17 protein-coding genes are annotated in these 18855 nt (G+C 60.1%); 8 read left to right on the top strand and 9 right to left on the bottom strand.

The features are described from left to right. The first annotated feature begins 11 nt into the window (after window positions 1-11). The 4 genes from AB4P97_RS21175 to AB4P97_RS21160 all read left to right on the top strand — a co-directional run bounded on the left by AB4P97_RS21175 (window position 12) and on the right by AB4P97_RS21160 (window position 3933). The gene (locus tag AB4P97_RS21175; RefSeq protein WP_042561446.1) at window positions 12-644 is read left to right on the top strand and encodes a sarcosine oxidase subunit gamma; all 633 of its coding nucleotides are present in this window, start codon (window positions 12-14) and stop codon (window positions 642-644) included. Window positions 645-907: 263 nt separating this feature from the next. After that, window positions 908-1765, top strand: a complete 858-nt coding sequence (gene purU / locus AB4P97_RS21170) for a formyltetrahydrofolate deformylase (RefSeq protein WP_042561445.1) — start codon at window positions 908-910, stop codon at window positions 1763-1765. A 201-nt stretch (window positions 1766-1966) separates the two neighbouring features. Next, window positions 1967-3166 carry a formaldehyde dehydrogenase, glutathione-independent gene (fdhA, locus tag AB4P97_RS21165; protein ID WP_042561444.1) on the top strand — a complete coding sequence of 400 codons (1200 nt, stop codon included), beginning with the start codon at window positions 1967-1969 and terminating at the stop codon, window positions 3164-3166. Between the two features lie 209 nt (window positions 3167-3375). Further along, window positions 3376-3933 (top strand): DUF2780 domain-containing protein, encoded by a 558-nt coding sequence (locus AB4P97_RS21160; RefSeq protein ID WP_395597970.1) that lies wholly within the window; start codon window positions 3376-3378, stop codon window positions 3931-3933. 1 nt (window position 3934) lies between these two features. Here AB4P97_RS21160 and AB4P97_RS21155 read toward each other — a convergent pair whose 3' ends face one another. Further along, a complete protein-coding gene (locus tag AB4P97_RS21155) occupies window positions 3935-4822 on the bottom strand; it encodes an acyltransferase (protein ID WP_042561442.1) in 888 nt (295 codons plus the stop codon). A 246-nt stretch (window positions 4823-5068) separates the two neighbouring features. Between AB4P97_RS21155 and AB4P97_RS21150 the strand changes: the two genes are divergently transcribed. The 4 genes from AB4P97_RS21150 (at window position 5069) to creD (ending at window position 9281) form a co-directional block, all read left to right on the top strand. Further along, the gene (locus AB4P97_RS21150) at window positions 5069-5575 is read left to right on the top strand and encodes an ATP-dependent zinc protease (RefSeq protein WP_042561441.1); all 507 of its coding nucleotides are present in this window, start codon (window positions 5069-5071) and stop codon (window positions 5573-5575) included. A 67-nt stretch (window positions 5576-5642) separates the two neighbouring features. Further along, window positions 5643-6323 carry a two-component system response regulator CreB gene (gene creB / locus AB4P97_RS21145; RefSeq protein WP_200616553.1) on the top strand — a complete coding sequence of 227 codons (681 nt, stop codon included), beginning with the start codon at window positions 5643-5645 and terminating at the stop codon, window positions 6321-6323. Next, complete coding sequence (gene creC / locus AB4P97_RS21140) at window positions 6323-7741, top strand: two-component system sensor histidine kinase CreC (protein ID WP_395601568.1); 1419 nt, start codon at window positions 6323-6325, stop codon at window positions 7739-7741. Before creB ends, creC begins: the two co-directional genes overlap by 1 nt. A 169-nt stretch (window positions 7742-7910) precedes the next feature. Beyond that, the gene (gene creD, locus AB4P97_RS21135; RefSeq protein ID WP_395601567.1) at window positions 7911-9281 is read left to right on the top strand and encodes a cell envelope integrity protein CreD; all 1371 of its coding nucleotides are present in this window, start codon (window positions 7911-7913) and stop codon (window positions 9279-9281) included. Window positions 9282-9525: 244 nt separating this feature from the next. Here the strand turns inward: creD and AB4P97_RS21130 are convergent, their stop codons facing one another. The 8 genes from AB4P97_RS21130 to AB4P97_RS21095 all read right to left on the bottom strand — a co-directional run bounded on the left by AB4P97_RS21130 (window position 9526) and on the right by AB4P97_RS21095 (window position 18746). Next, the gene (locus AB4P97_RS21130) at window positions 9526-10155 is read right to left on the bottom strand and encodes a glutathione S-transferase (protein WP_047303822.1); all 630 of its coding nucleotides are present in this window, start codon (window positions 10153-10155) and stop codon (window positions 9526-9528) included. A 172-nt stretch (window positions 10156-10327) separates the two neighbouring features. Next, window positions 10328-10507, bottom strand: coding sequence for a hypothetical protein (locus tag AB4P97_RS21125; protein WP_042561436.1), 180 nt, complete (start codon window positions 10505-10507; stop codon window positions 10328-10330). Beyond that, a complete protein-coding gene (locus AB4P97_RS21120; RefSeq protein ID WP_395601566.1) occupies window positions 10504-11634 on the bottom strand; it encodes a PepSY-associated TM helix domain-containing protein in 1131 nt (376 codons plus the stop codon). The genes AB4P97_RS21125 and AB4P97_RS21120 overlap by 4 nt, the downstream gene beginning before the upstream one ends. Before the next feature lie 74 nt (window positions 11635-11708). Further along, window positions 11709-14144 carry a TonB-dependent siderophore receptor gene (locus tag AB4P97_RS21115; RefSeq protein WP_395601565.1) on the bottom strand — a complete coding sequence of 812 codons (2436 nt, stop codon included), beginning with the start codon at window positions 14142-14144 and terminating at the stop codon, window positions 11709-11711. A 266-nt stretch (window positions 14145-14410) separates the two neighbouring features. Then, window positions 14411-15385 (bottom strand): FecR domain-containing protein, encoded by a 975-nt coding sequence (locus tag AB4P97_RS21110; RefSeq protein WP_273877167.1) that lies wholly within the window; start codon window positions 15383-15385, stop codon window positions 14411-14413. Beyond that, complete coding sequence (locus AB4P97_RS21105; protein WP_215729662.1) at window positions 15382-15858, bottom strand: RNA polymerase sigma factor; 477 nt, start codon at window positions 15856-15858, stop codon at window positions 15382-15384. The genes AB4P97_RS21110 and AB4P97_RS21105 overlap by 4 nt, the downstream gene beginning before the upstream one ends. Window positions 15859-16101: 243 nt before the next feature. Continuing rightward, window positions 16102-16809: a PolC-type DNA polymerase III gene (locus AB4P97_RS21100; RefSeq protein WP_395601564.1), complete on the bottom strand. Its 708-nt coding sequence runs from the start codon at window positions 16807-16809 to the stop codon at window positions 16102-16104. Continuing rightward, window positions 16806-18746 carry a putative nucleotidyltransferase substrate binding domain-containing protein gene (locus tag AB4P97_RS21095; protein ID WP_042561430.1) on the bottom strand — a complete coding sequence of 647 codons (1941 nt, stop codon included), beginning with the start codon at window positions 18744-18746 and terminating at the stop codon, window positions 16806-16808. Before AB4P97_RS21095 ends, AB4P97_RS21100 begins: the two co-directional genes overlap by 4 nt. Between the last annotated feature and the right edge of the window lie 109 nt (window positions 18747-18855).

Genomic DNA, 18855 nt, shown 5'->3' with positions numbered 1-18855 from the left:
AAAGGTGCTTTATGACCACAGCCAACGTGTACCAACAACGCCCGACCACCGGTGCCCGTGCCGAGTCGTCGCTGCACCATGCCGACCTCGCCAGCCTGGTCGGCAAGGGCCGCAAGAACGCCGGCGTGATCGTGCGTGAGCGCAAACTCCTCGGCCATCTGACCATTCGTGGCGACGGTCATGATCCAGCGTTCGCCGCTGGCGTGCACAAAGCACTGGGCATCGAATTGCCCGGCGCCCTGAGCGTGATCGTCGAAGGCGAAACCAGCCTGCAATGGATGGGCCCGGATGAATGGCTGCTGATCGTGCCAAGCGGTGAGGAGTTCGCCGCTGAACAGAAACTGCGTGAAGCGCTGGGCGATCTGCATATCGCGATCGTCAACGTCAGCGGTGGTCAGCAACTGCTCGAACTGAGCGGGCCGAACGTGCGTCAGGTGCTGATGAAGTCCACCAGCTACGACGTGCATCCGAACAGCTTCCCGGTCGGTAAAGCGGTGGGCACGGTGTTCGCCAAGTCGCAACTGATGATTCGCCATACCGCTGAAGACACCTGGGAACTGCTGATCCGCCGCAGCTTCTCGGATTACTGGTGGTTGTGGTTGCAGGATGCTTCGGCTGAATACGGGTTGAGCGTTCAGGCTTGAAGTGAATTGCGTTGAGCGTGCTTGCGTTTAGGGCTGGAGATTTTTTCCCCCTCACCCCAGCCCTCCCGAAACGTCGGACCGCCCCCAAGGGGGAGAGGGGGAAGGGAGCAGATCTCGGGTGTTTTTGCGATCTGTATTCACCCGCGAGATTTCAGGTCGATGTAACTCGGCAGACACTTAGGTCAGTCCCCTCTCCCTCCGGGAGAGGGCTAGGGTGAGGGGAAAACTTGACACCCCGCACAAAGAACAGGAGTCACCGCACCATGAGCCGCGCCCCAGACACATGGATTCTGACCGCCGACTGCCCAAGCGTCCTCGGCACTGTGGACGCGGTCACGCGTTTTCTGTTCGAGCAGGGTTGCTACGTCACCGAGCACCACTCGTTCGATGACCGGCTCTCCGGCCGCTTCTTCATTCGCGTGGAATTCCGCCAGCCCGACGGCTTCGACGAACAAGCCTTTCGCGCCGGCCTCGCAGAACGGGGTCAGGCGTTTGGCATGATCTTCGAGCTAACTGCGCCGAACTACCGGCCAAAGGTAGTGATCATGGTTTCCAAGGCTGATCACTGCCTCAACGACTTGCTCTACCGCCAGCGCATCGGCCAGTTGTCGATGGATGTCGCGGCGGTGGTGTCCAATCATCCGGATCTCAAGCCGCTGGCCGACTGGCACCAGATTCCTTACTACCATTTCCCTCTCGATCCCAACGACAAACCGTCGCAAGAGCGCCAGGTCTGGCAGGTGATCGAAGAGTCTGGCGCCGAGTTGGTCATCCTCGCCCGCTATATGCAGGTGCTGTCGCCAGAGCTGTGTCGCAAGCTCGATGGCAAGGCGATCAACATTCATCACTCGCTGCTGCCGGGTTTCAAGGGCGCCAAACCGTATCACCAGGCTTACAACAAAGGCGTGAAGCTGGTCGGCGCGACGGCGCACTACATCAACAACGATCTCGATGAAGGGCCGATCATTGCCCAGGGTGTCGAGGCGGTGGATCACAGCCATTACCCGGAAGATTTGATTGCCAAGGGGCGCGACATCGAAGGTCTGACCTTGGCTCGCGCGGTGGGGTATCACATCGAAAGAAGGGTGTTTCTCAACGCCAATCGAACAGTCGTTCTTTAGATCGCCATCGCTGGCAAGCCAGCTCCCACAGGGATTTGTGTCGGTTACAAAATTTCAATCCAACCCGAATCCTGTGGGAGCTGGCTTGCCAGCGATGAGGCCATTACTGACAACGCAAAACCAACAAGCAATAACCCGAGCACTTAACGCGCTGCCTGTCTGGGCAACGCGGTTCCATAAAAACAACAGCGAGGTGAAAGCATGTCTGGCAATCGTGGTGTGGTGTATCTCGGCGCTGGCAAGGTCGAAGTACAGAAAATCGACTATCCGAAAATGCAGGACCCGCGTGGTCGCAAGATCGAGCACGGGGTCATTCTCAAAGTGGTTTCCACCAACATCTGCGGCTCCGACCAACACATGGTGCGCGGCCGTACCACGGCGCAGACCGGTCTGGTGCTGGGCCACGAGATCACCGGCGAGGTGATCGAAAAAGGCTCCGACGTCGAAAACCTGAAAATCGGTGATCTGGTTTCCGTACCGTTCAACGTGGCTTGCGGGCGCTGCCGTTCCTGCAAAGAGCAACACACCGGCGTCTGCCTGACCGTCAACCCGGCCCGTGCCGGCGGTGCTTACGGTTACGTCGACATGGGCGACTGGACCGGTGGCCAGGCTGAATACGTGCTGGTCCCCTACGCTGACTTCAACCTGCTGAAACTGCCGGATCGCGACAAGGCCATGGAGAAAATCCGCGACCTGACTTGCCTCTCTGACATCCTGCCGACCGGTTATCACGGTGCAGTCACCGCAGGCGTAGGCCCGGGCAGCACGGTTTACATCGCAGGTGCCGGCCCGGTCGGTCTGGCCGCCGCCGCATCGGCACGCCTTCTCGGCGCAGCAGTAGTGATCGTTGGCGACGTCAACACCATCCGCCTGGCCCACGCCAAAGCGCAGGGTTTTGAGATCGTCGACCTGTCGAAAGACACCCCGCTGCACGAACAGATCGCCGCGCTGTTGGGCGAGCCGGAAGTGGATTGCGCGGTGGACTGCGTTGGCTTCGAAGCCCGTGGACACGGTCACGACGGCGTCAAATCCGAAGCCCCGGCCACGGTACTCAACTCGTTGATGGGCGTGGTGCGCGTGGCCGGCAAGATCGGTATCCCGGGCCTTTACGTGACTGAAGATCCGGGCGCCGTCGACGCCGCTGCGAAAATGGGCAGCCTGAGCATTCGTTTCGGCCTTGGCTGGGCCAAATCCCACAGCTTCCACACCGGCCAGACTCCGGTGATGAAGTACAACCGCCAACTGATGCAGGCGATCATGTGGGATCGCATCAACATTGCCGAAGTGGTGGGCGTGCAGGTGATCAGCCTCGATCAGGCGCCGGAAGGGTATGGCGAGTTCGATGCCGGTGTACCGAAGAAGTTTGTGATTGATCCGCACAAGTTGTTCAGTGCCGCGTAAGCGAGCGAGAAAAAAACGGCGACCATTGGTCGCCGTTTTTTTATCCATCACAGCGCCACGCAACCTTCGCTCACGGGATTTCACAGTTTCTCCACACAGGCTCTGCGACAGTGACGCTAGCGGTTCCGGAACATGGCGGCGCATACCCGGTCAAACCGGCAGTTTGATCGTTGAATGAACGGTCTTTACGTCACAAGAGGATGTCTGAAATGAAGATTGCACGCGGTTTTGCCTTGGCCTCATTGATGGCGTTGACTGCAGGCCCCGCGCTTGCCGGTTTCAGCCTCAACGATGTAGCGGGGGCGGTTTCGGGCATGCAGGGCGGTGACAAGGCTGCCGCCGCGGCGCCGACCTCGGAAACCGCCGGTCTGTTGAGCGCGCTTAGCGCTTTGGACGTCACGCCGCAGCAAGCCGTTGGTGGTACCAGTGCGATGCTGGGCCTGGCGAAAAACCAGCTGAGCAGCACTGACTACTCGCAGCTGGCCAAGGAAGTGCCGGGCATCGACAAGCTCTCGGGTGGCAGCGGCAATCTGGCGGCATTGAGCGGCTTGCTCGGTTCGTCGGGCAAATCCGCCGGTCTGGAAAACGCGTTGGGCAACGTCAAGGACACCAATGACCTGAACAACGCGTTCAGCGCGCTGGGCATGGACAGCGGCATGATCGGCCAATTTGCCCCGGTGATCCTGCAATACCTCGGTCAGCAGGGCGTCGGTGGTTCGCTGTTGAGCAGCCTTGGCGGCATCTGGGGCACCGGCACCGGTAGCTGAATCAGCTCCGCTCGCCGCGTAACTCGGTGATGCGTTGATCCTTGAGCGTCCAGAGTTGGTTGACCCAGTTCTGGACCTTCTCGCGAAACACCGGATCGTTGGCGTAATCGCCCTGCCACAGCGCGGGGTCGAGTTCGCGGGTCTGGATGTCGACGATCACTCGCGGCACGCCGCCGCTGATCAAGTCCCAGAATCCCGGAATCTTCTGCTGTGGATAAACCACGGTGACGTCGAGAATCGCGTCCAGCTGTTCACCCATCGCCGCCAGCACGAACGCCACGCCGCCGGCCTTGGGCTTGAGCAATTGGTTGAACGGTGATTGCTGCTGGCTGCTTTTGGCAGCCGTGTAGCGCGTGCCTTCCAGATAATTCACCACCGTCACCGGCTGGCGCTTGAACAGCTCACATGCGGCTTTGGTGATTTCCAGATCCTTGCCCGCCAGTTCCGGGTTTTTCGCCAGAAACGCCTTGGTGTAGCGCTTCATGAACGGGTAGTCCAGTGCCCACCAGGCCAAACCCAGGAACGGCACCCAGATCAGCTCCTTTTTAAGGAAGAACTTGAAGAACGGCGTGCGTCGGTTGAGGGTCTGGATCAGCGCCGGAATGTCGACCCAGGACTGATGGTTGCTGACCACCAGATACGAGGTGTCCCGGCGCAGGTTTTCGCCACCGCGAATGTCCCACTGAGTCGGGATGCACAGGCGGAAAATCAGCTTGTCGATTTCCGCCCAGGTCTCGGCGATCCACATCACCGCCGCCGACGCATGATCGCGCCAGCGGCCGGGCGCAATCAGTTTGAGCAAGGCAAACACCAGCAACGGCCCGATCAGGATCAGGGTGTTGAGCAACAGCAGCAGGGTGACGAAACAGCCGGTGAGCAGGCGGCGCATAAGGAACTCTTTGAAGACGGATGTGCTCGCCATGATAAGCAGCTTCGGGCGACAGGCCAAATCTGCGCTGACGAATGTTTCACCTTTGCACCACTAAGATCAAAGGATCGCAGCCTTCGGCTGCTCCTACCCTGATCACTGTAGGAGCTGCCGAAGGCTGCGATCTTTTGATCTGTCGTTTGCCGAACGAATTCAAAGACAACGGTCTAAAATCCCGTTGCCTAACTCCTCAAGGAAGCCCCTTACGTGAAATCCCTCCTTGCACTGTTTGCCCTTGTCGCTCTGCCGGTCATGGCCGCTGAGCCGACCCTCTACGGGCGCTATGAATACATCGCGTTGCCGGAAATCGGTGGTGAAGTGCTCAAGGCCAAGATGGACACCGGCGCGCTGACTGCCTCGCTGTCGGCCAAGGACATCGAGACTTTCACCCGCGATGGCGACGACTGGGTACGTTTCCGCCTCGCCACCAAAGATGCCAGCAACAAGGTTTATGAACACAAGGTCGCGCGCATCAGCAAGATCAAAAGCCGTTCCGACGAGGACGACGATGAGCGCGAAACCACTGAAGCGGCCAAACGCCCGGTGGTGGATCTGGAGCTGTGCCTGGGTAACGTCAAGCGCACCGTGGAGGTCAACCTGACGGATCGCAGCCACTTCAACTATCCGCTGTTGATCGGGGCCAAAGCCTTGCGTGAGTTTGACGCGGCAGTAAACCCGGCGCGTCGTTACACGGCTGACAAGCCTGACTGCTAAGTGGTCTCATTGACGTGACGTCAGGCTTGGGGCAACGTTCGCGCACTCAACCACGGGCTCGGATGCCATGCCTCATATCCTGATTGTCGAAGATGAAGCGGCGATTGCCGACACGCTGATTTTTGCCTTGCAGGGCGAGGGGTTCACCACCACGTGGGTGAGCCTTGGCGAGGCGGCGCTTGAGCATCAACGGCAAACGCCGGCCGATCTGATCATCCTCGACATCGGCCTGCCAGATATCAGCGGTTTCGAAACCTGCAAACAGCTGCGGCGTTTCAGTGAAGTGCCGGTGCTGTTCCTCAGTGCTCGCGATGCCGAGATTGATCGTGTGGTGGGGCTGGAAATCGGCGCTGACGACTACGTGGTCAAGCCGTTCAGCCCACGGGAAGTCGCGGCGCGGGTGAGGGCAATCCTCAAGCGTATGGCGCCGCGTCCCGTCATTGAGGCCTCTTCGACACTGTTTCGCATTGATCCCGAGCGCGTCCAGATCAGCTATCGCGGTCAGACATTGAGCCTCACGCGCCATGAATTCCGCCTGCTGCAATGCCTGCTCGAACAACCGGAGCGGGTGTTCAGTCGCGAACAATTACTCGATGCGCTGGGCGTGGCCGCCGATGCCGGGTACGAGCGCAGCATCGACAGCCACATCAAAAGCGTACGCGCCAAACTGCGCCTGGTCCGCGCTGAAGCCGAGCCAATCCAGACCCATCGTGGCCTCGGCTACAGCTACAGCCCGGGGCATAGCTGATGTCGTTGGGCCTGCGAATTTTTCTGGTGTATGTGCTGTTTGTCGGCCTGACCGGTTATTTCGTGCTCAACACCGTGATGGAAGAAATTCGCCCTGGCGTGCGTCAGTCCACCGAAGAAACGTTGGTTGATACCGCCAACCTGATGGCGGAGATCCTGCGAGACGACTTCAAGGCCGGCACCCTCAGTGAGAATCGCTGGCCGCAATTGCTCCGTGCTTACGGCGAACGCCAGCCGCAAGCGACAATCTGGGGCTTGCCGAAGAATCAGGTCAACCATCGCATCTATGTCACCGACGCCAATGGCATTGTCGTGCTGGACTCCAATGGCGTGGCGGTGGGGCAGGACTATTCGCGCTGGAACGACGTCTACCTGACCCTGCGTGGTGAATACGGGGCCCGTTCCAGCCGCAGCAATGCGGATGACCCGAGTTCTTCGGTGATGCACGTCGGCGCGCCCATTCGTGACAACGGCCGCATTATCGGTGTGGTCACGGTGGCCAAGCCCAACAGCTCCTTGCAGCCGTATGTCGATCGTACCGAGCGGCGCCTGTTGCTTTACGGCGCCGGGTTGATCGGCCTCGGTCTGCTGTTCGGCGCATTGCTATCGTGGTGGCTGAGTCGCGCGCTGCATCGCTTGACCGGTTACGCTCAGGCCGTCAGCGAAGGGCGGCGGGTGGAAGTGCCGCACTATCGCGGTGGTGAGTTGGAGCAGCTTGCGACAGCGGTGGAGCAGATGCGCACGCAACTGGAGGGCAAGGCCTACGTCGAGCGTTACGTGCACACACTTACCCATGAACTGAAAAGTCCACTGGCGGCGATTCGTGGCGCGGCGGAGTTGTTGCAAGGCGAGATGGCACCGGCGCAGCGCCTGCGGTTTGTCGGCAACATCGACAGCGAAAGTGCACGGATGCAGCAGTTTATCGAGCGCTTGCTGAATCTGGCGCAAGTGGAGCAGCGCCAAGGTCTGGAGGAACGCGTGGCCGTGCCGCTGGCAGTGTTGGTCGATGAGTTGTTGCACGCCCAGGCTGCGCGAATCGAAGGCAAACAGTTGCGCGTTGAACAAGCGGTCGCGGCGGATCTGTTGCTGATCGGCGAGCCATTTCTGCTGCGTCAGGCGTTGGGCAATCTGCTGGAGAATGCGCTGGATTTCACCCCGCGTCAGGGCTTGCTGCGCTTTAGCGCCGAACGGTTGGGGGAGCAGATTGAAGTCCGCTTGTTCAATGAAACCTCACCGATTCCCGACTATGCGTTGCCGCGTTTGACCGAACGCTTCTACTCGCTGCCGCGCCCGGACAGTGGACGCAAGAGCACCGGGCTTGGGCTCAATTTCGTTGAAGAAGTGGTCAAGTTGCATGGTGGCTCGATGAGCATTCGCAATGTCGAGAGTGGGGTTGAAGTGAGATTGCGCATGCCTTGATACCGCCAAAAGATCGCAGCCTTCGGCAGCTCCTACATAGGGTCACGTACACCTGCAGGAGCTGCCGAAGGCTGCGATCTTTTGATCTTTCCACACAATCTCCATATTCCCCCCACATTCCTTCCATACAGCCCCGCCAGACTCTGCCCATCAAAACAGGGAGAGTCCCATGAACAAGAATCTAACCATAAAGCTGGGGGCCATTGGCCTGCTGATCCTGCTGTTGCTGGTGCCGCTGCTGATGATCGACGGCGTTATCGATGATCGCCAGCAACTGCGTGACGGCGTGCTTGAAGACATCGCTCGCAGCTCCAGTTACAGCCAGCAGTTGAGCGGGCCGGTGATGGTGGTGCCGTATCGCAAAGTGGTGCACAACTGGAAGATCAACGACAAAACCAATCAGCGTTATGACGAGCCTGGCGAAGAGCGCGGGCGTTTGTACTTCCTGCCGGAACGCTTCGAACTCGATGGTCAGGTGCAGACCGAACTGCGCGCCCGGGGCATTTACGAGGCGCGGCTGTTCCACGCCGATAACCGCATCAACGGGCATTTCTCCCTGCCGGCGCAATTGGGCATCAAGGAAGACTTCGTCGACTATCAGTTCGATGCACCGTTTCTCGCGGTCGGCATCAGTGACATTCGCGGCATCGAAAACGCCTTGAAACTGGAACTCGACGGCCAACGCCTGGACTTCGTTCCCGGTACGCAAGTCGGCTGGCTCGGCGAAGGCGTACGGGTGACGCTGCCACTGCTCGACGCCAGCAAAGCCACGGAACTGGCGTTCGGCTTCGACCTGCGTCTGCAAGGCACCGGCTCGCTGCAAGTGCTGCCGGTGGGCAAGAGCAGCAGTGTGAGCCTCACCGCCAACTGGCCGCATCCGAGTTTTGTCGGCAACTTCCTGCCGGCCAAACGCGAAATCAATGACGCCGGTTTCAGCGCTGACTGGCAGACCACCTTCTTCTCCACCAACTTGCAGGACGCCATGAGCCGCTGTGCGAGCAGCAATGATTGCGAGGCCTTCAATGGCCGTAGCTTCGGCGTAAGTTTCATCGATCCGGTGGATCAGTACCTGAAGAGCGACCGTGCGATCAAATATGCGTTGCTGTTTATCGTCCTGACGTTCGCCGGTTTCTTCCTGTTCGAAGTGCTCAAGAGCCTGGCTGTGCACCCGGTGCAGTACGCGTTGGTGGGTGTGGCGCTGGCGTTCTTTTATCTGTTGTTGCTGTCGCTGTCGGAGCACATCGGTTTTGGCCCGGCGTATCTGCTATCGGCCAGCGGTTGTGTGCTGTTGATCGGGTTCTATGTCTGTCATGTGCTGCACAGCGTGCGGCATGGCTTGAGTTTTTCGGTGGGTTTGGCGGCGTTGTATGGCTTGCTCTATGGCTTGCTGAGCGCCGAGGATTACGCGCTGCTGATGGGCTCGCTGCTGCTGTTTGGCTTGCTGGGTGTATTCATGGTGCTGACGCGCAAACTGGATTGGTACGGGATCGGGCAGAAACCGGCCAAACCGCTGGAGTTTGATATTGGAGCGGTGCAATGAGTGGATTGCGAGAGGATCAGCGTGAGGCTGAGGTGTTGGTGACGCTGATTGTTGCGTCACTACCGCCGGAACCGAGGTGGTGCCATCGCTGGCCAGCCAGCTCCCACAAGATTTGTGCTGGATCAGTTCTCTCTGCCACATCCAGCTCCCATAGGTTCTGTGATGAAACAGATATCTCTGTTACACCCAAATCCACTGTGGGAGCTGGCTTGCCAGCGATGAGGCCGGAACAGGCGCCTCGGATTCAGGGCTTGGGCATGGTCGCGATCATGGACGGTCGCTGACTGACTTCAAAGAACCAGTTGGCCAGTTGCGGGTTGGCCTCGCGCCAGCCCAGGTCCGGAAAGCGCAGGTCGAGATAACCCAGGGCACAGGCCACGCTGATCGCGGCAATGTCGAAGTGGCTGGTCAGTTCGGCGATGGCGTCGTTCTCCAGCAGATTCAGGGCGCGGCGGATTTTCTCGCGTTGCGCTTCGAGCCATTCATCCCAGTGTTTTTCTGGCGCGCGCAGCACCAGTTCATAACGCACCATGACCGAAGCATCCATGATCCCGTCGGCCATCGAGGCCAGGGTCAGGCGCCGCCAGCGGGCCGAGCCTTCGCGGGGGATCAGCGGGTTGCCGACATGCTGGTGATCGAGGTATTCGAGGATGACGCGGCTGTCATGGATGACGGTGCCGTCGGCCAGGCGCAGGGCCGGAATCTTGCCCAACGGGTTGTCGGCGTTGAGCGCCGGGTCCGGGCTGACCGGGCTGAGGACGCAGTCTTGCAGCGCAACGCGATCCTGCTGACCGGTCTCATGCAGCAACACCATCACTTTGCGTACGAACGGGGAAAGCGTGTTGTGGAACAGGGTCATGCTGGGGGCGGACATTGGCAAACCTCGATCAAAATGGTGAAGGGGCAGCATAGCGCGTAACGCCGCCTCCTCAATCCGTGCGCAAAACCAATGTGGGAGCGAGCCTGCTCGCGAAGCCGTCGGTACAGTCAACGTTGATGTTGAATGTCAGAGCGCTTTCGCGAGCAGGCTCGCTCCCACACGTTTTCTAGCTTCGCTGCAGCAATCCTTTTATGGCCAGAACCGCAGGCACGCCGAGCCCGACCCAGCTCAACGCATCCCAGATGCCATCCCCCAACAATGCCGCGAACAACCCCGCCGCACTGAGCAACGCAATCACCAGCGGTGTGCTGAACACCTTCCAGAAATTCGACTGACGCGGCTTCATGCAGACGCCTCCGCCGTTTCCAGCACAGGCTTGGCCGCCCTGCGCCGAACCACCCACAGGTACACGCCACTGCCGAGCACGATGATCGTCAGCACATCGAGCGTCGCCCAGAGGATTTTCATCGGCATGCCGCCGTAGTCGCCAAAGTGCAGCGGCTGCGACATGCCCATGGCGTCCATGTACCACGGGCGTTCGGCGATGGCGGTGACTTTCAGGGTTGTGGCGTCGATCAGCACCGGCGTCAGCAGGTGCGACGTCAAATGCGTACCGCCCTTCATGAACACCGAGTAATGATGCTCGCTGGAAAAGCGCGTGCCGGGGAAGGCAATGAAATCCGGCTTCATGCCGGGGGCGACTTCGCCGGCAATGTCGAGCAAGCGGGTGGCCGGTGCCAGGTGCGTCAGCGGCGGTGCATCGCGATAAGGTGCGATCAGCGTAGTCAGCGCATCGTTGCGCCAGGCGGCGATGATCAGATCGGAGCATGCGCTGATCACACCGGTCACGCCGACCACCAGTGCCCAGGTCAGTGTGACGACGCCGATCAGGTTATGCAGGTCGAGCCAGCGCAGGCGCGTGGATTTGTCCTGGCGTACGGTGCCGAACTTCAACCGGCGCATGAACGGCAGGTACAACACCGTCCCCGAAACAATCGCGACGACAAACAGCAAACCCATGAACGCCAGCAGCAGTTTGCCCGGCAGCCCGGCGAACATGTCGACGTGCAGGCGCAGGATGAACAGCATCAAACCGCCGTTGGCCGAAGGGGTTTCCAGCGCTTCGCCGGTGCGCGCGTCAAGCATGAAGGTGTGTGAGGAGTTCGGTTCGGTGCCGGCAGTCTTCGCCATGATCGTCAGCACCGCGTTCGGCTCATCGTCGTCGAAGCCGAAGTACTGCACGACCTCGTCAGGGCGATGTTGTTCGGCAGCCTGCACCAGTTGCGCCAGATTCAGGCGCGGTGTGTCGGCCGGCATCTCGCGTACTTGCGGCGCATCGCCGAGCGCGTGTTCGATCTCGTGATGGAAAATCAACGGCAAACCGGTCAGGGCCAGCATCAGCAAAAACACGGTGCAGATCAGGCTGGTCCAGGTGTGGATGAACGACCAGCGGCGAATTGTTTTACTTTTCATTTCATGACCTTCAAAAACACCAAAGCCGTCCGCGAGGGACGGCCAGGTTACAGGGCCTGTTTCAGCTCAGTCGCTTACCACTTGTAAGTGGCGCTGGCGACGACGCTGCGCGTGTCGCCGTAGTAGCAGTAGAAGCTGTCGCAGGTGGAAATGTATTCCTTGTCGAACAGGTTGGTCGCGTTCAGTGCCAGCGACGCACCTTTGAGGCTGTTGTCCAGACGTCCGAGGTCGTAATGCACGCTCGCGTCGAACACGGTGTAAGCGTCCGCCTTGCCCAGCCAGGTGTTGGCTTTGTCGCCGTAGGTGTTGCCGGTATAACGCACGCCGGCGCCCACGCCGAAACCATCAAGCACGCCGGTGTGCCAGGTGTAGTCGGTCCACAACGAGGCCTGCTGGTTCGGCATCAGTTGCAGGCGATTGCCTTTGTCGGCGCCGTTCTGCACTTCAGACTTGGCCAAGGTGTAGGCGGCGATGACTTTCAGGTTTTCGGTGACGTCGGAGACCGCTTCCAGCTCCAGGCCTCTGACTTTCACTTCGCCGGTCTGGCTGGTGATCGACACGCCGTCGACGAACGTGTTGACCGAGACGTTCTTTTGGGTGAGGTCATACACGGCGGCGCTGAGCAGGGTCTTGCTGCCCGGCGGCTGGTACTTGATGCCCAGTTCCCATTGCTTGCCTTCGGTGGGCTTGAGCGAACCGGTGGACGTTGCGTCGGCGCCAGTGGTTGGCTGGAAGGATTCGGCATACGACAGGTACGGCACGAAGCCCGAATCGAATACATAGCTGAGCGCCGCGTTGCCGCTGAACGCCTTGTCGCGCTGGGTGTTGGTGGCATCGCCCTTGTTGATGAACTGAGTGCTGGTGTGCACCCAGTCTTCACGCCCGCCCAGTGTCAGGCGCCACTGATCGAGGGCCATTTGGTCCTGCACGTACAGGCCGGTCTGGTAGGTCTTCTGGTTGTAGTCGTAGAACGCAGTGGAGCGCGCCGGACGCACGATTGGCTGGCCGTAGATCGGGTTGATTACGTTGGTACCAGGAGTGGTATCCGAAAAGCCGAAAATCGAGGTGTAGTTGGTGTTGCTGCGCTGATGATCCAGGCCCAGCAGCAGGGTGTGGCGGATGTCACCGGTAGCGAAGTCAGCCTGGAAGTTGTTGTCCACGGCGAACTGGCTGATGTCTTCATCGACGCTCGTGGACGAGCGACCGACGTTGCCCTGGTCATCGACTTCAGTGAATGGATACGAGCCAACCGTCAGTGCCTGGAACGACAGATCCGACTTGGTGTAACGCAGGTTCTGCTTGAACTGCCAGGTGTCGTTCAAGCGATGCTCGAAGGCATAACCCAATGCGTAGTAAGTGCGGTCGTAGTATTCCCAGTCAGGATCACCGAGATTCTTGTGATGGGAAATATCACCGAATGGCGATTTGATCTTGGTGCCCTGAATCGGCAGGAACTGGCTGGTAATGCCGGTATCGTCGCGGGTGAACTGGCTCAGCAGGGTGAACTTGGTATCTTCGTCGATGTTCCAGGTCAGGCTCGGCGCAATGTTGTAGCGCTTGTTGTCGACGTGGTCGACCTGCGTACCGCTGTCACGCACCACGCCGCTGATGCCATAGAGAAACTGACCGGCCTCATCGATCTTGCCGGTGCTGGCGAAGTTGATCTGGCGATGGTTGTCGCTGCCGTACTGCAACTGGATTTCGCTGCTGGCGATGTCGCTTGGGCGACGGCTGACCATGTCCAGCAAGCCGCCCGGCGGGGTCTGGCCGTAGACGGACGACGCCGGGCCGCGCAGCAGGGCGAGGCGGTCGAGGTTCCAGGTTTCCTGTTTCGGGTTGGCGTACACACCTTTTGGCAGCGGCAGACCGTCGAGGAACTGGGTCGGCTCGAAGCCGCGTACGCGCAGCCAGTCGGCCCGGGTGTCGCTGCCGTAGCTGCTGGCGGTGATGCCCGGCATGTAGCGCACGGCGTCATCGAGACTGTGCACGCCTCGGTCTTCCATTTGCTGACGGGTCGCTACCGAGATCGAACGTGGCGCTTCGACCAGTGCTGTGTCGGTTTTGCTGCCGGCGGCGGTGCGGGTGGCGGTGTAGCCCTCGACCGGGCTCCAGGCTGTTTCCAGATTCTCTACACCGATGACCGATGTTTCCGGCAGCGCCATCACGCCTTCCGGCACAGCCACCAAGGTGTAAGTGCCAGTGCTGCTTTGTTCCAGTTGCAGGCCGGTGCCACGCAGTGCTGCGCGCAAAGCGCCGGCGGCGTCGTATTGGCCGCTCACGGGCGCCGAAGTCTTGCCCGCCGCCAGCGCCGGGTTCAGCGACAGCGCGAGGCCGCCCTGGCTGGCGATCTGGTTCAGGGCGGTCGACAGCGGCGCTGCCGGCAGGTTGTAGGCGCGAACGCTGGACGCTTGTTCAGCAGCGATCAGTTGGCTGCTGACCAGCGGAGTGCTGAGGGCAATGGCGACCGCCAGCAAACTGGGGCGCAACAAGGTGTCTAGCGAACGGGACATACGGCGGCTCCTGAATGAAAATATTTCTCAATTGCCTGTGTGCCGGATGAAAATCAAAAAGTGATAGGGCTGGATGGAAATAATTTCGATTTACTTGAAGTGGGGCTGCTGATTCTTGTGGCGACCCTTGTTTTTGCGAGCAACTGGCGGCCTCATCGCTGGCAAGCCAGCTCCCACAGGGTTCTGCGGTAAACATTAATTTTGTGTACAGCACTGAAAACTGTGGGAGCTGGCTTGCCAGCGATGGCGGTAGCTCAGGCAACCAATTACTCAGGTTTGGAATCAGCCTTCGCCACGGTGACCCAATACGGTGTGCGCTGCTCGATCTGCACCGGCAGGGTCGGTAACAGCGCGCTCAAGGCTTTATCGGTGTCATGCAACGGGAAGCTGCCGGTAATGCGCAAATCGGCCACTTCCGGTGCCACGCCCAAATGCCCGTGGCGATAGCGACCCAGTTCATGGACCAGATCGCTCAGTCGTGCGTTGTCGACCACCAGCATCCCGCGTGTCCAGGCATCGGCGCCGGGAGTGAGGGCGACAATCGAGCCAAGTCCGTCACTGCGCAGCAGCACTTGCTGGCCCTCGCGAAGGATCTGTTCTTCAGGGTTCGATTGCGTATGCGCCGCCACCGCCGATTGCAGCACGCTCAGGCGCGTGCCTTGTTCCTCGCGCTTGACCAGGAACCGTGTTCCGAGCGCGCGCATGCTGCCTTCGCGAGTCTCGACAATGAAAGGTCGCGTATCGCCGTGAGCGGTTTCGATGAGAATTTCGCCTTCCTGCAAAACAATCAGGCGCTGCTTCGCATCGAAGCGCACGTCCACGGCACTGTGGGTATTGAGGTTGAGCAAAGTGCCGTCGGCCAACCGCACAGTGCGCTGTTCGCCGGTGGCGGTACGCTGGTCGGCGAGCCAGTAATCGAGCGGCAGATAGCGTTCACCGGCAAACAAGGCCAGACCAACCACCGCGACAACGCTGGCCAGACCACTCCCCAATTTGCGTACGCGGCGGCGAATGCTTTCGCGCGATTGCAGCAGCGCACTGCGGGCCGGCCCTTTGGCGACGCTGAATCGCTGATCGAGCATGCCCAACTGGCGCCAGGCGCGGGCGTGTTCTTCGTGAGCCGCATGCCACTTGACGAATTCTTCGCGCTCCAACGGACTGCTGGAATCGAGCGTCAGTTGCCAGGCTATCGCCGCGTCCAGCACATGCGCCGGTACCGGTCTGGAACTGGCCGGACTCATGTTGGCTCACCGTACAGCGCGATGTAGCACTGACGAATGCCCTGAGCGAGATACTGGCGCACGCGCGGCACTGACACACCGAGCTTCTGGGCGATCTCGGCATGGCCGAGGCCATCGAGGCGGTTATAAAGGAACGCAGCGCGGGCCTTGGTCGACAGTTTACCGAGCAGGCGGTCGATGGCCTTGAGGTCTTCGAGGATCAGTTGCTGTTCTTCCACCGACGGTTGTTCGCCTTCGGGAATCAGCATCAGTTCGGTGAGGTAAGCCTGTTCGAGGGCAGCGCGGCGGAAGTAATCGAACAGCAGCCCTTTGGCGATCGCCACCAGGAAGGCCCGGGGCTCGCGCGGTGTCAGCAGTTCATCGCGGCCGAGCAGGCGTACGAAAGTGTCCTGGCTCAAGTCTTCGGCACGCTGCGGACACGCCACATTGCGCCGCAGCCACGCCAGCAGCCAACCGCGATGGTCGCGATACATCGCACCGACGAGCTCACTGTGAGGGCTTGGGACTGACGACACCGGACATCACCGATTGGGAAATATTAACTAACGCGAATTGTTCGCGATTGTGGCAGAGGTGGGAATGGTTAGCAATTGGCCACTGGTCGGGTGCTGCCCTGCGTAGGAGCTGCCGAAGGCTGCGATCTTTTGATTTTGCTGTTTATAAGATCAAAAGATCGCAGCCTTCGGCAGCTCCTACAGGGAGTGTGTTGTTTAAAGTCAGAAAGAGGGCGCCTGCTGCCGTCGCTTCCACTGGCTCAAGCGCTGCTGCAAATTCAACGGACTATGAATCTGCTGTCCCCGCGCCCGACTGAACAGTATCAACGCCAACTCCGCCGTTGCCAGTGCATCGGCACTCGCGTTGTGCCGCTCGAATACTTCAAGCTTGAACCAGTCGATCCACTCATCCAGCCCGGCCTCGCGAATGTTCGCCTGTGGGCAGACCAACGGCGCAATGTCGGCGACATCCAGAAACACATGCTGCAGTTTGTACCCCAGATGTTCCTTCAGCGCTCGTCCGAGCATGTGCTGATCGAACGGGGCATGAAACGCCAATACCGGGCTGTCACCGACAAACTCCATGAACTCCACCAGCGTCTCGGCCGGGTCGCTGCCGGCGGCGATCGCGTTCGGCCCCAGGCCATGAATCAACACACTGGCGCCGAGCTTTACCTCCGAGTACTGCAGCGTGCGTTCGAACTGCTGGCTTAAGTCGATCGCGCCGTCTTCGATCACCACGGCGCCAATCGACAACAACCGATCCTTGTTCAGGTTCAGCCCAGTGGTTTCGAGATCAAGCACCACCCAGCGCTGTTCGCGCAGGCTGCAATCGCCCAGTTGATTGATCGACGGCAGGCTTGCCAGACGCTGTTGCAGATCAGCCGGCACCACCGGGCTGGCCGGACGCAGCCACGAAAACAGACTCATAGCTGATACCGCAACGTCAGGCTGCTTTGCAGGCGTTGGGCCTGACGCAGCGATTCACGCAGGATGCGCCGGTCCAGATGATTGAGGCTGTCGGGATCGACCCGGTTGGAATACGGCAGGTTCTCTCGGCTCTGGATCTGATGCTGCTGCATGCGCGTTTGCTGAATGAAGTGATAAGCCTCTTCATATGCCGCGCCGTCGAGTCGCTCGATGACTTCCTTCTCCACCAACTGACGGAAGCGTTCCAACGTATTGTTGGCATCGATGCCGTTGGCTAGCGCGAGCAACCGCGCACCATCCACGAACGGCGTGAGGCCCTGGACTTTCAGATCCAGGGTGGCTTTCTCGCCGTTCTTGCGTGCCAGCACAAACTCACGGAAGCGTCCCACTGGCGGGCGATTGCGCAGGGCGTTGTCGGCCATCATGCGCTGGAACAAGCGGTTATCGCCGACCTGATCGAGAATTCCCCGGCGCAATTGCGCACAGCCCTGTTCATCGCCCCACACCACGCGCAGATCGAAATAGATGCTCGACCCCAACAGGTTTTCCGGCGTCGCCTCGCGGATAAACGCCGCAAACCGTCGCGCCCATTCCGCGCGGGACAGGCACAGCTCAGGGTTGCCGGCCATGATGTTGCCCTTGCACAGCGTGAAGCCGCACAGCGCCAGACTCTGGTTGATCTGCTGGGCAATCGGCAGCAGCTTGCCGCGAATCTCCGCGGCATGCGCCGCATCTCGCGCGTCAAAGAGAATGCCGTTGTCCTGATCCGTGTGCAGCGTCTGCTCACGCCGGCCCTCGCTGCCGAAACACAACCAACTGAACGGCACCCCCGGATCACCTTTTTCGGCGAGGGTCAGTTCGATCACCCGGCACACGGTGTGATCGTTGAGCAGGGTGATGATGTGGGTGATCTGCGTCGAGGACGCACCGTGAGCCAGCATGCGCTCGACCAATTGGCCGATCTCGCCGCGCAGGGTCACCAGTTGCTCGACGCGTTGGGCGCTGCGGATGGTCCGGGCCAGATGCACCAGATCCACCCGTTGCAGGGAAAACAGATCGCGTTCGGACACCACGCCGCACAGGCGCTGATCCTTGACCAGGCAGACGTGGGCGATGTGCCGTTCGGTCATGGCAATCGCGGCATCGAAGGCGCTGTGATCCGGCGACAGATAGAACGGCGCGCGGGTCATGTGGCGTTCGATGGCTTCGCTGAAATCGCCGACACCTTCGGCCACCACATGGCGCAAATCGCGCAGGGTGAAAATGCCCAGCGGCGCCTTGTGCTCATCCACCGCAACGATGCTGCCGACCTGCTGCTCGTGCATCAACTTCACCGCTTCACGCAGTGGCGTGTCGGGGCTGCACGTCACCGGATGGCGCATCGCCAACTCGCCGAGACGGGTGTTCAGCGAATATTGGGTGCCGAGATTTTCAACGGCTTTCTGCTGGACTTGCTGATTGACCTGATCGAGCAGGCTGCTGACCCCGCGCAAGGCGAAGTCGCGGAAGACGCTGGAGAGGGCGAACAGTTTGATGAACGCCTGTTTGTTCAGTTGCAGGCAGAAAGTATCTTCACCGGCCAGATGCTCGGTGCGTGTTGCCCGCTCACCCAGCAACGCGGCCAGGGGAAAACATTCGCCGGTGGTGATTTCGAACGTGGTTTCAGTGCCGCCCTTGGCCGTGTGCGGACGTTCGCCGACCACGCGGCCCTGTTTGACGATATGGAAGTATTCCACCGGGCCGTCGGCAGGCTTGATGATGCTTTCGCCCTGACCGTAAAACCGCAGCTGGCACTGCTCCACCAGATAGGCGAGGTGGGCGTGCTCCATCTGATTGAAGGGCGGGAAACGCTGGAGGAATTGCACAGTGCCCTGAATGTTCTGCAACACCGCGGTTTTCCCTGCCTGGGTGAAGGCGTCCGCTTTACTCATAACCATTACCGCAGTCTTTTTTGAATTGTTGTTGTCGGATCGTTGCAGCCATGGTCGACCCCTGCGGCCGGGGTGCCCATTGGACGTAAGTCTAGGTTGGCGATGACGTTGGGTA

The organism is Pseudomonas sp. A1230, from assembly GCF_044218825.1.
GTDB lineage: Bacteria > Pseudomonadota > Gammaproteobacteria > Pseudomonadales > Pseudomonadaceae > Aquipseudomonas > Aquipseudomonas iridis.
Note: the sequence above shows the minus strand (reverse complement) of the source record. Positions and strands in the feature narration are given on the sequence as shown.

Excerpts from the sequence above, each read along its gene's own strand:
- AB4P97_RS21175 (WP_042561446.1), top strand. The coding sequence starts at position 12 with ATGACCACAGCCAACGTGTACCAACAACGCCCGACCACCGGTGCCCGT.
- purU (WP_042561445.1), top strand. The coding sequence starts at position 908 with ATGAGCCGCGCCCCAGACACATGGATTCTGACCGCCGACTGCCCAAGC.
- fdhA (WP_042561444.1), top strand. The coding sequence starts at position 1,967 with ATGTCTGGCAATCGTGGTGTGGTGTATCTCGGCGCTGGCAAGGTCGAA.
- AB4P97_RS21160 (WP_395597970.1), top strand. The coding sequence starts at position 3,376 with ATGAAGATTGCACGCGGTTTTGCCTTGGCCTCATTGATGGCGTTGACT.
- AB4P97_RS21155 (WP_042561442.1), bottom strand. The coding sequence starts at position 4,822 with ATGCGCCGCCTGCTCACCGGCTGTTTCGTCACCCTGCTGCTGTTGCTC.
- creB (WP_200616553.1), top strand. The coding sequence starts at position 5,643 with ATGCCTCATATCCTGATTGTCGAAGATGAAGCGGCGATTGCCGACACG.
- creC (WP_395601568.1), top strand. The coding sequence starts at position 6,323 with ATGTCGTTGGGCCTGCGAATTTTTCTGGTGTATGTGCTGTTTGTCGGC.
- creD (WP_395601567.1), top strand. The coding sequence starts at position 7,911 with ATGAACAAGAATCTAACCATAAAGCTGGGGGCCATTGGCCTGCTGATC.
- AB4P97_RS21130 (WP_047303822.1), bottom strand. The coding sequence starts at position 10,155 with ATGTCCGCCCCCAGCATGACCCTGTTCCACAACACGCTTTCCCCGTTC.
- AB4P97_RS21125 (WP_042561436.1), bottom strand. The coding sequence starts at position 10,507 with ATGAAGCCGCGTCAGTCGAATTTCTGGAAGGTGTTCAGCACACCGCTG.
- AB4P97_RS21120 (WP_395601566.1), bottom strand. The coding sequence starts at position 11,634 with ATGAAAAGTAAAACAATTCGCCGCTGGTCGTTCATCCACACCTGGACC.
- AB4P97_RS21115 (WP_395601565.1), bottom strand. The coding sequence starts at position 14,144 with ATGTCCCGTTCGCTAGACACCTTGTTGCGCCCCAGTTTGCTGGCGGTC.
- AB4P97_RS21110 (WP_273877167.1), bottom strand. The coding sequence starts at position 15,385 with ATGAGTCCGGCCAGTTCCAGACCGGTACCGGCGCATGTGCTGGACGCG.
- AB4P97_RS21105 (WP_215729662.1), bottom strand. The coding sequence starts at position 15,858 with ATGTATCGCGACCATCGCGGTTGGCTGCTGGCGTGGCTGCGGCGCAAT.
- AB4P97_RS21100 (WP_395601564.1), bottom strand. The coding sequence starts at position 16,809 with ATGAGTCTGTTTTCGTGGCTGCGTCCGGCCAGCCCGGTGGTGCCGGCT.
- AB4P97_RS21095 (WP_042561430.1), bottom strand. The coding sequence starts at position 18,746 with ATGGTTATGAGTAAAGCGGACGCCTTCACCCAGGCAGGGAAAACCGCG.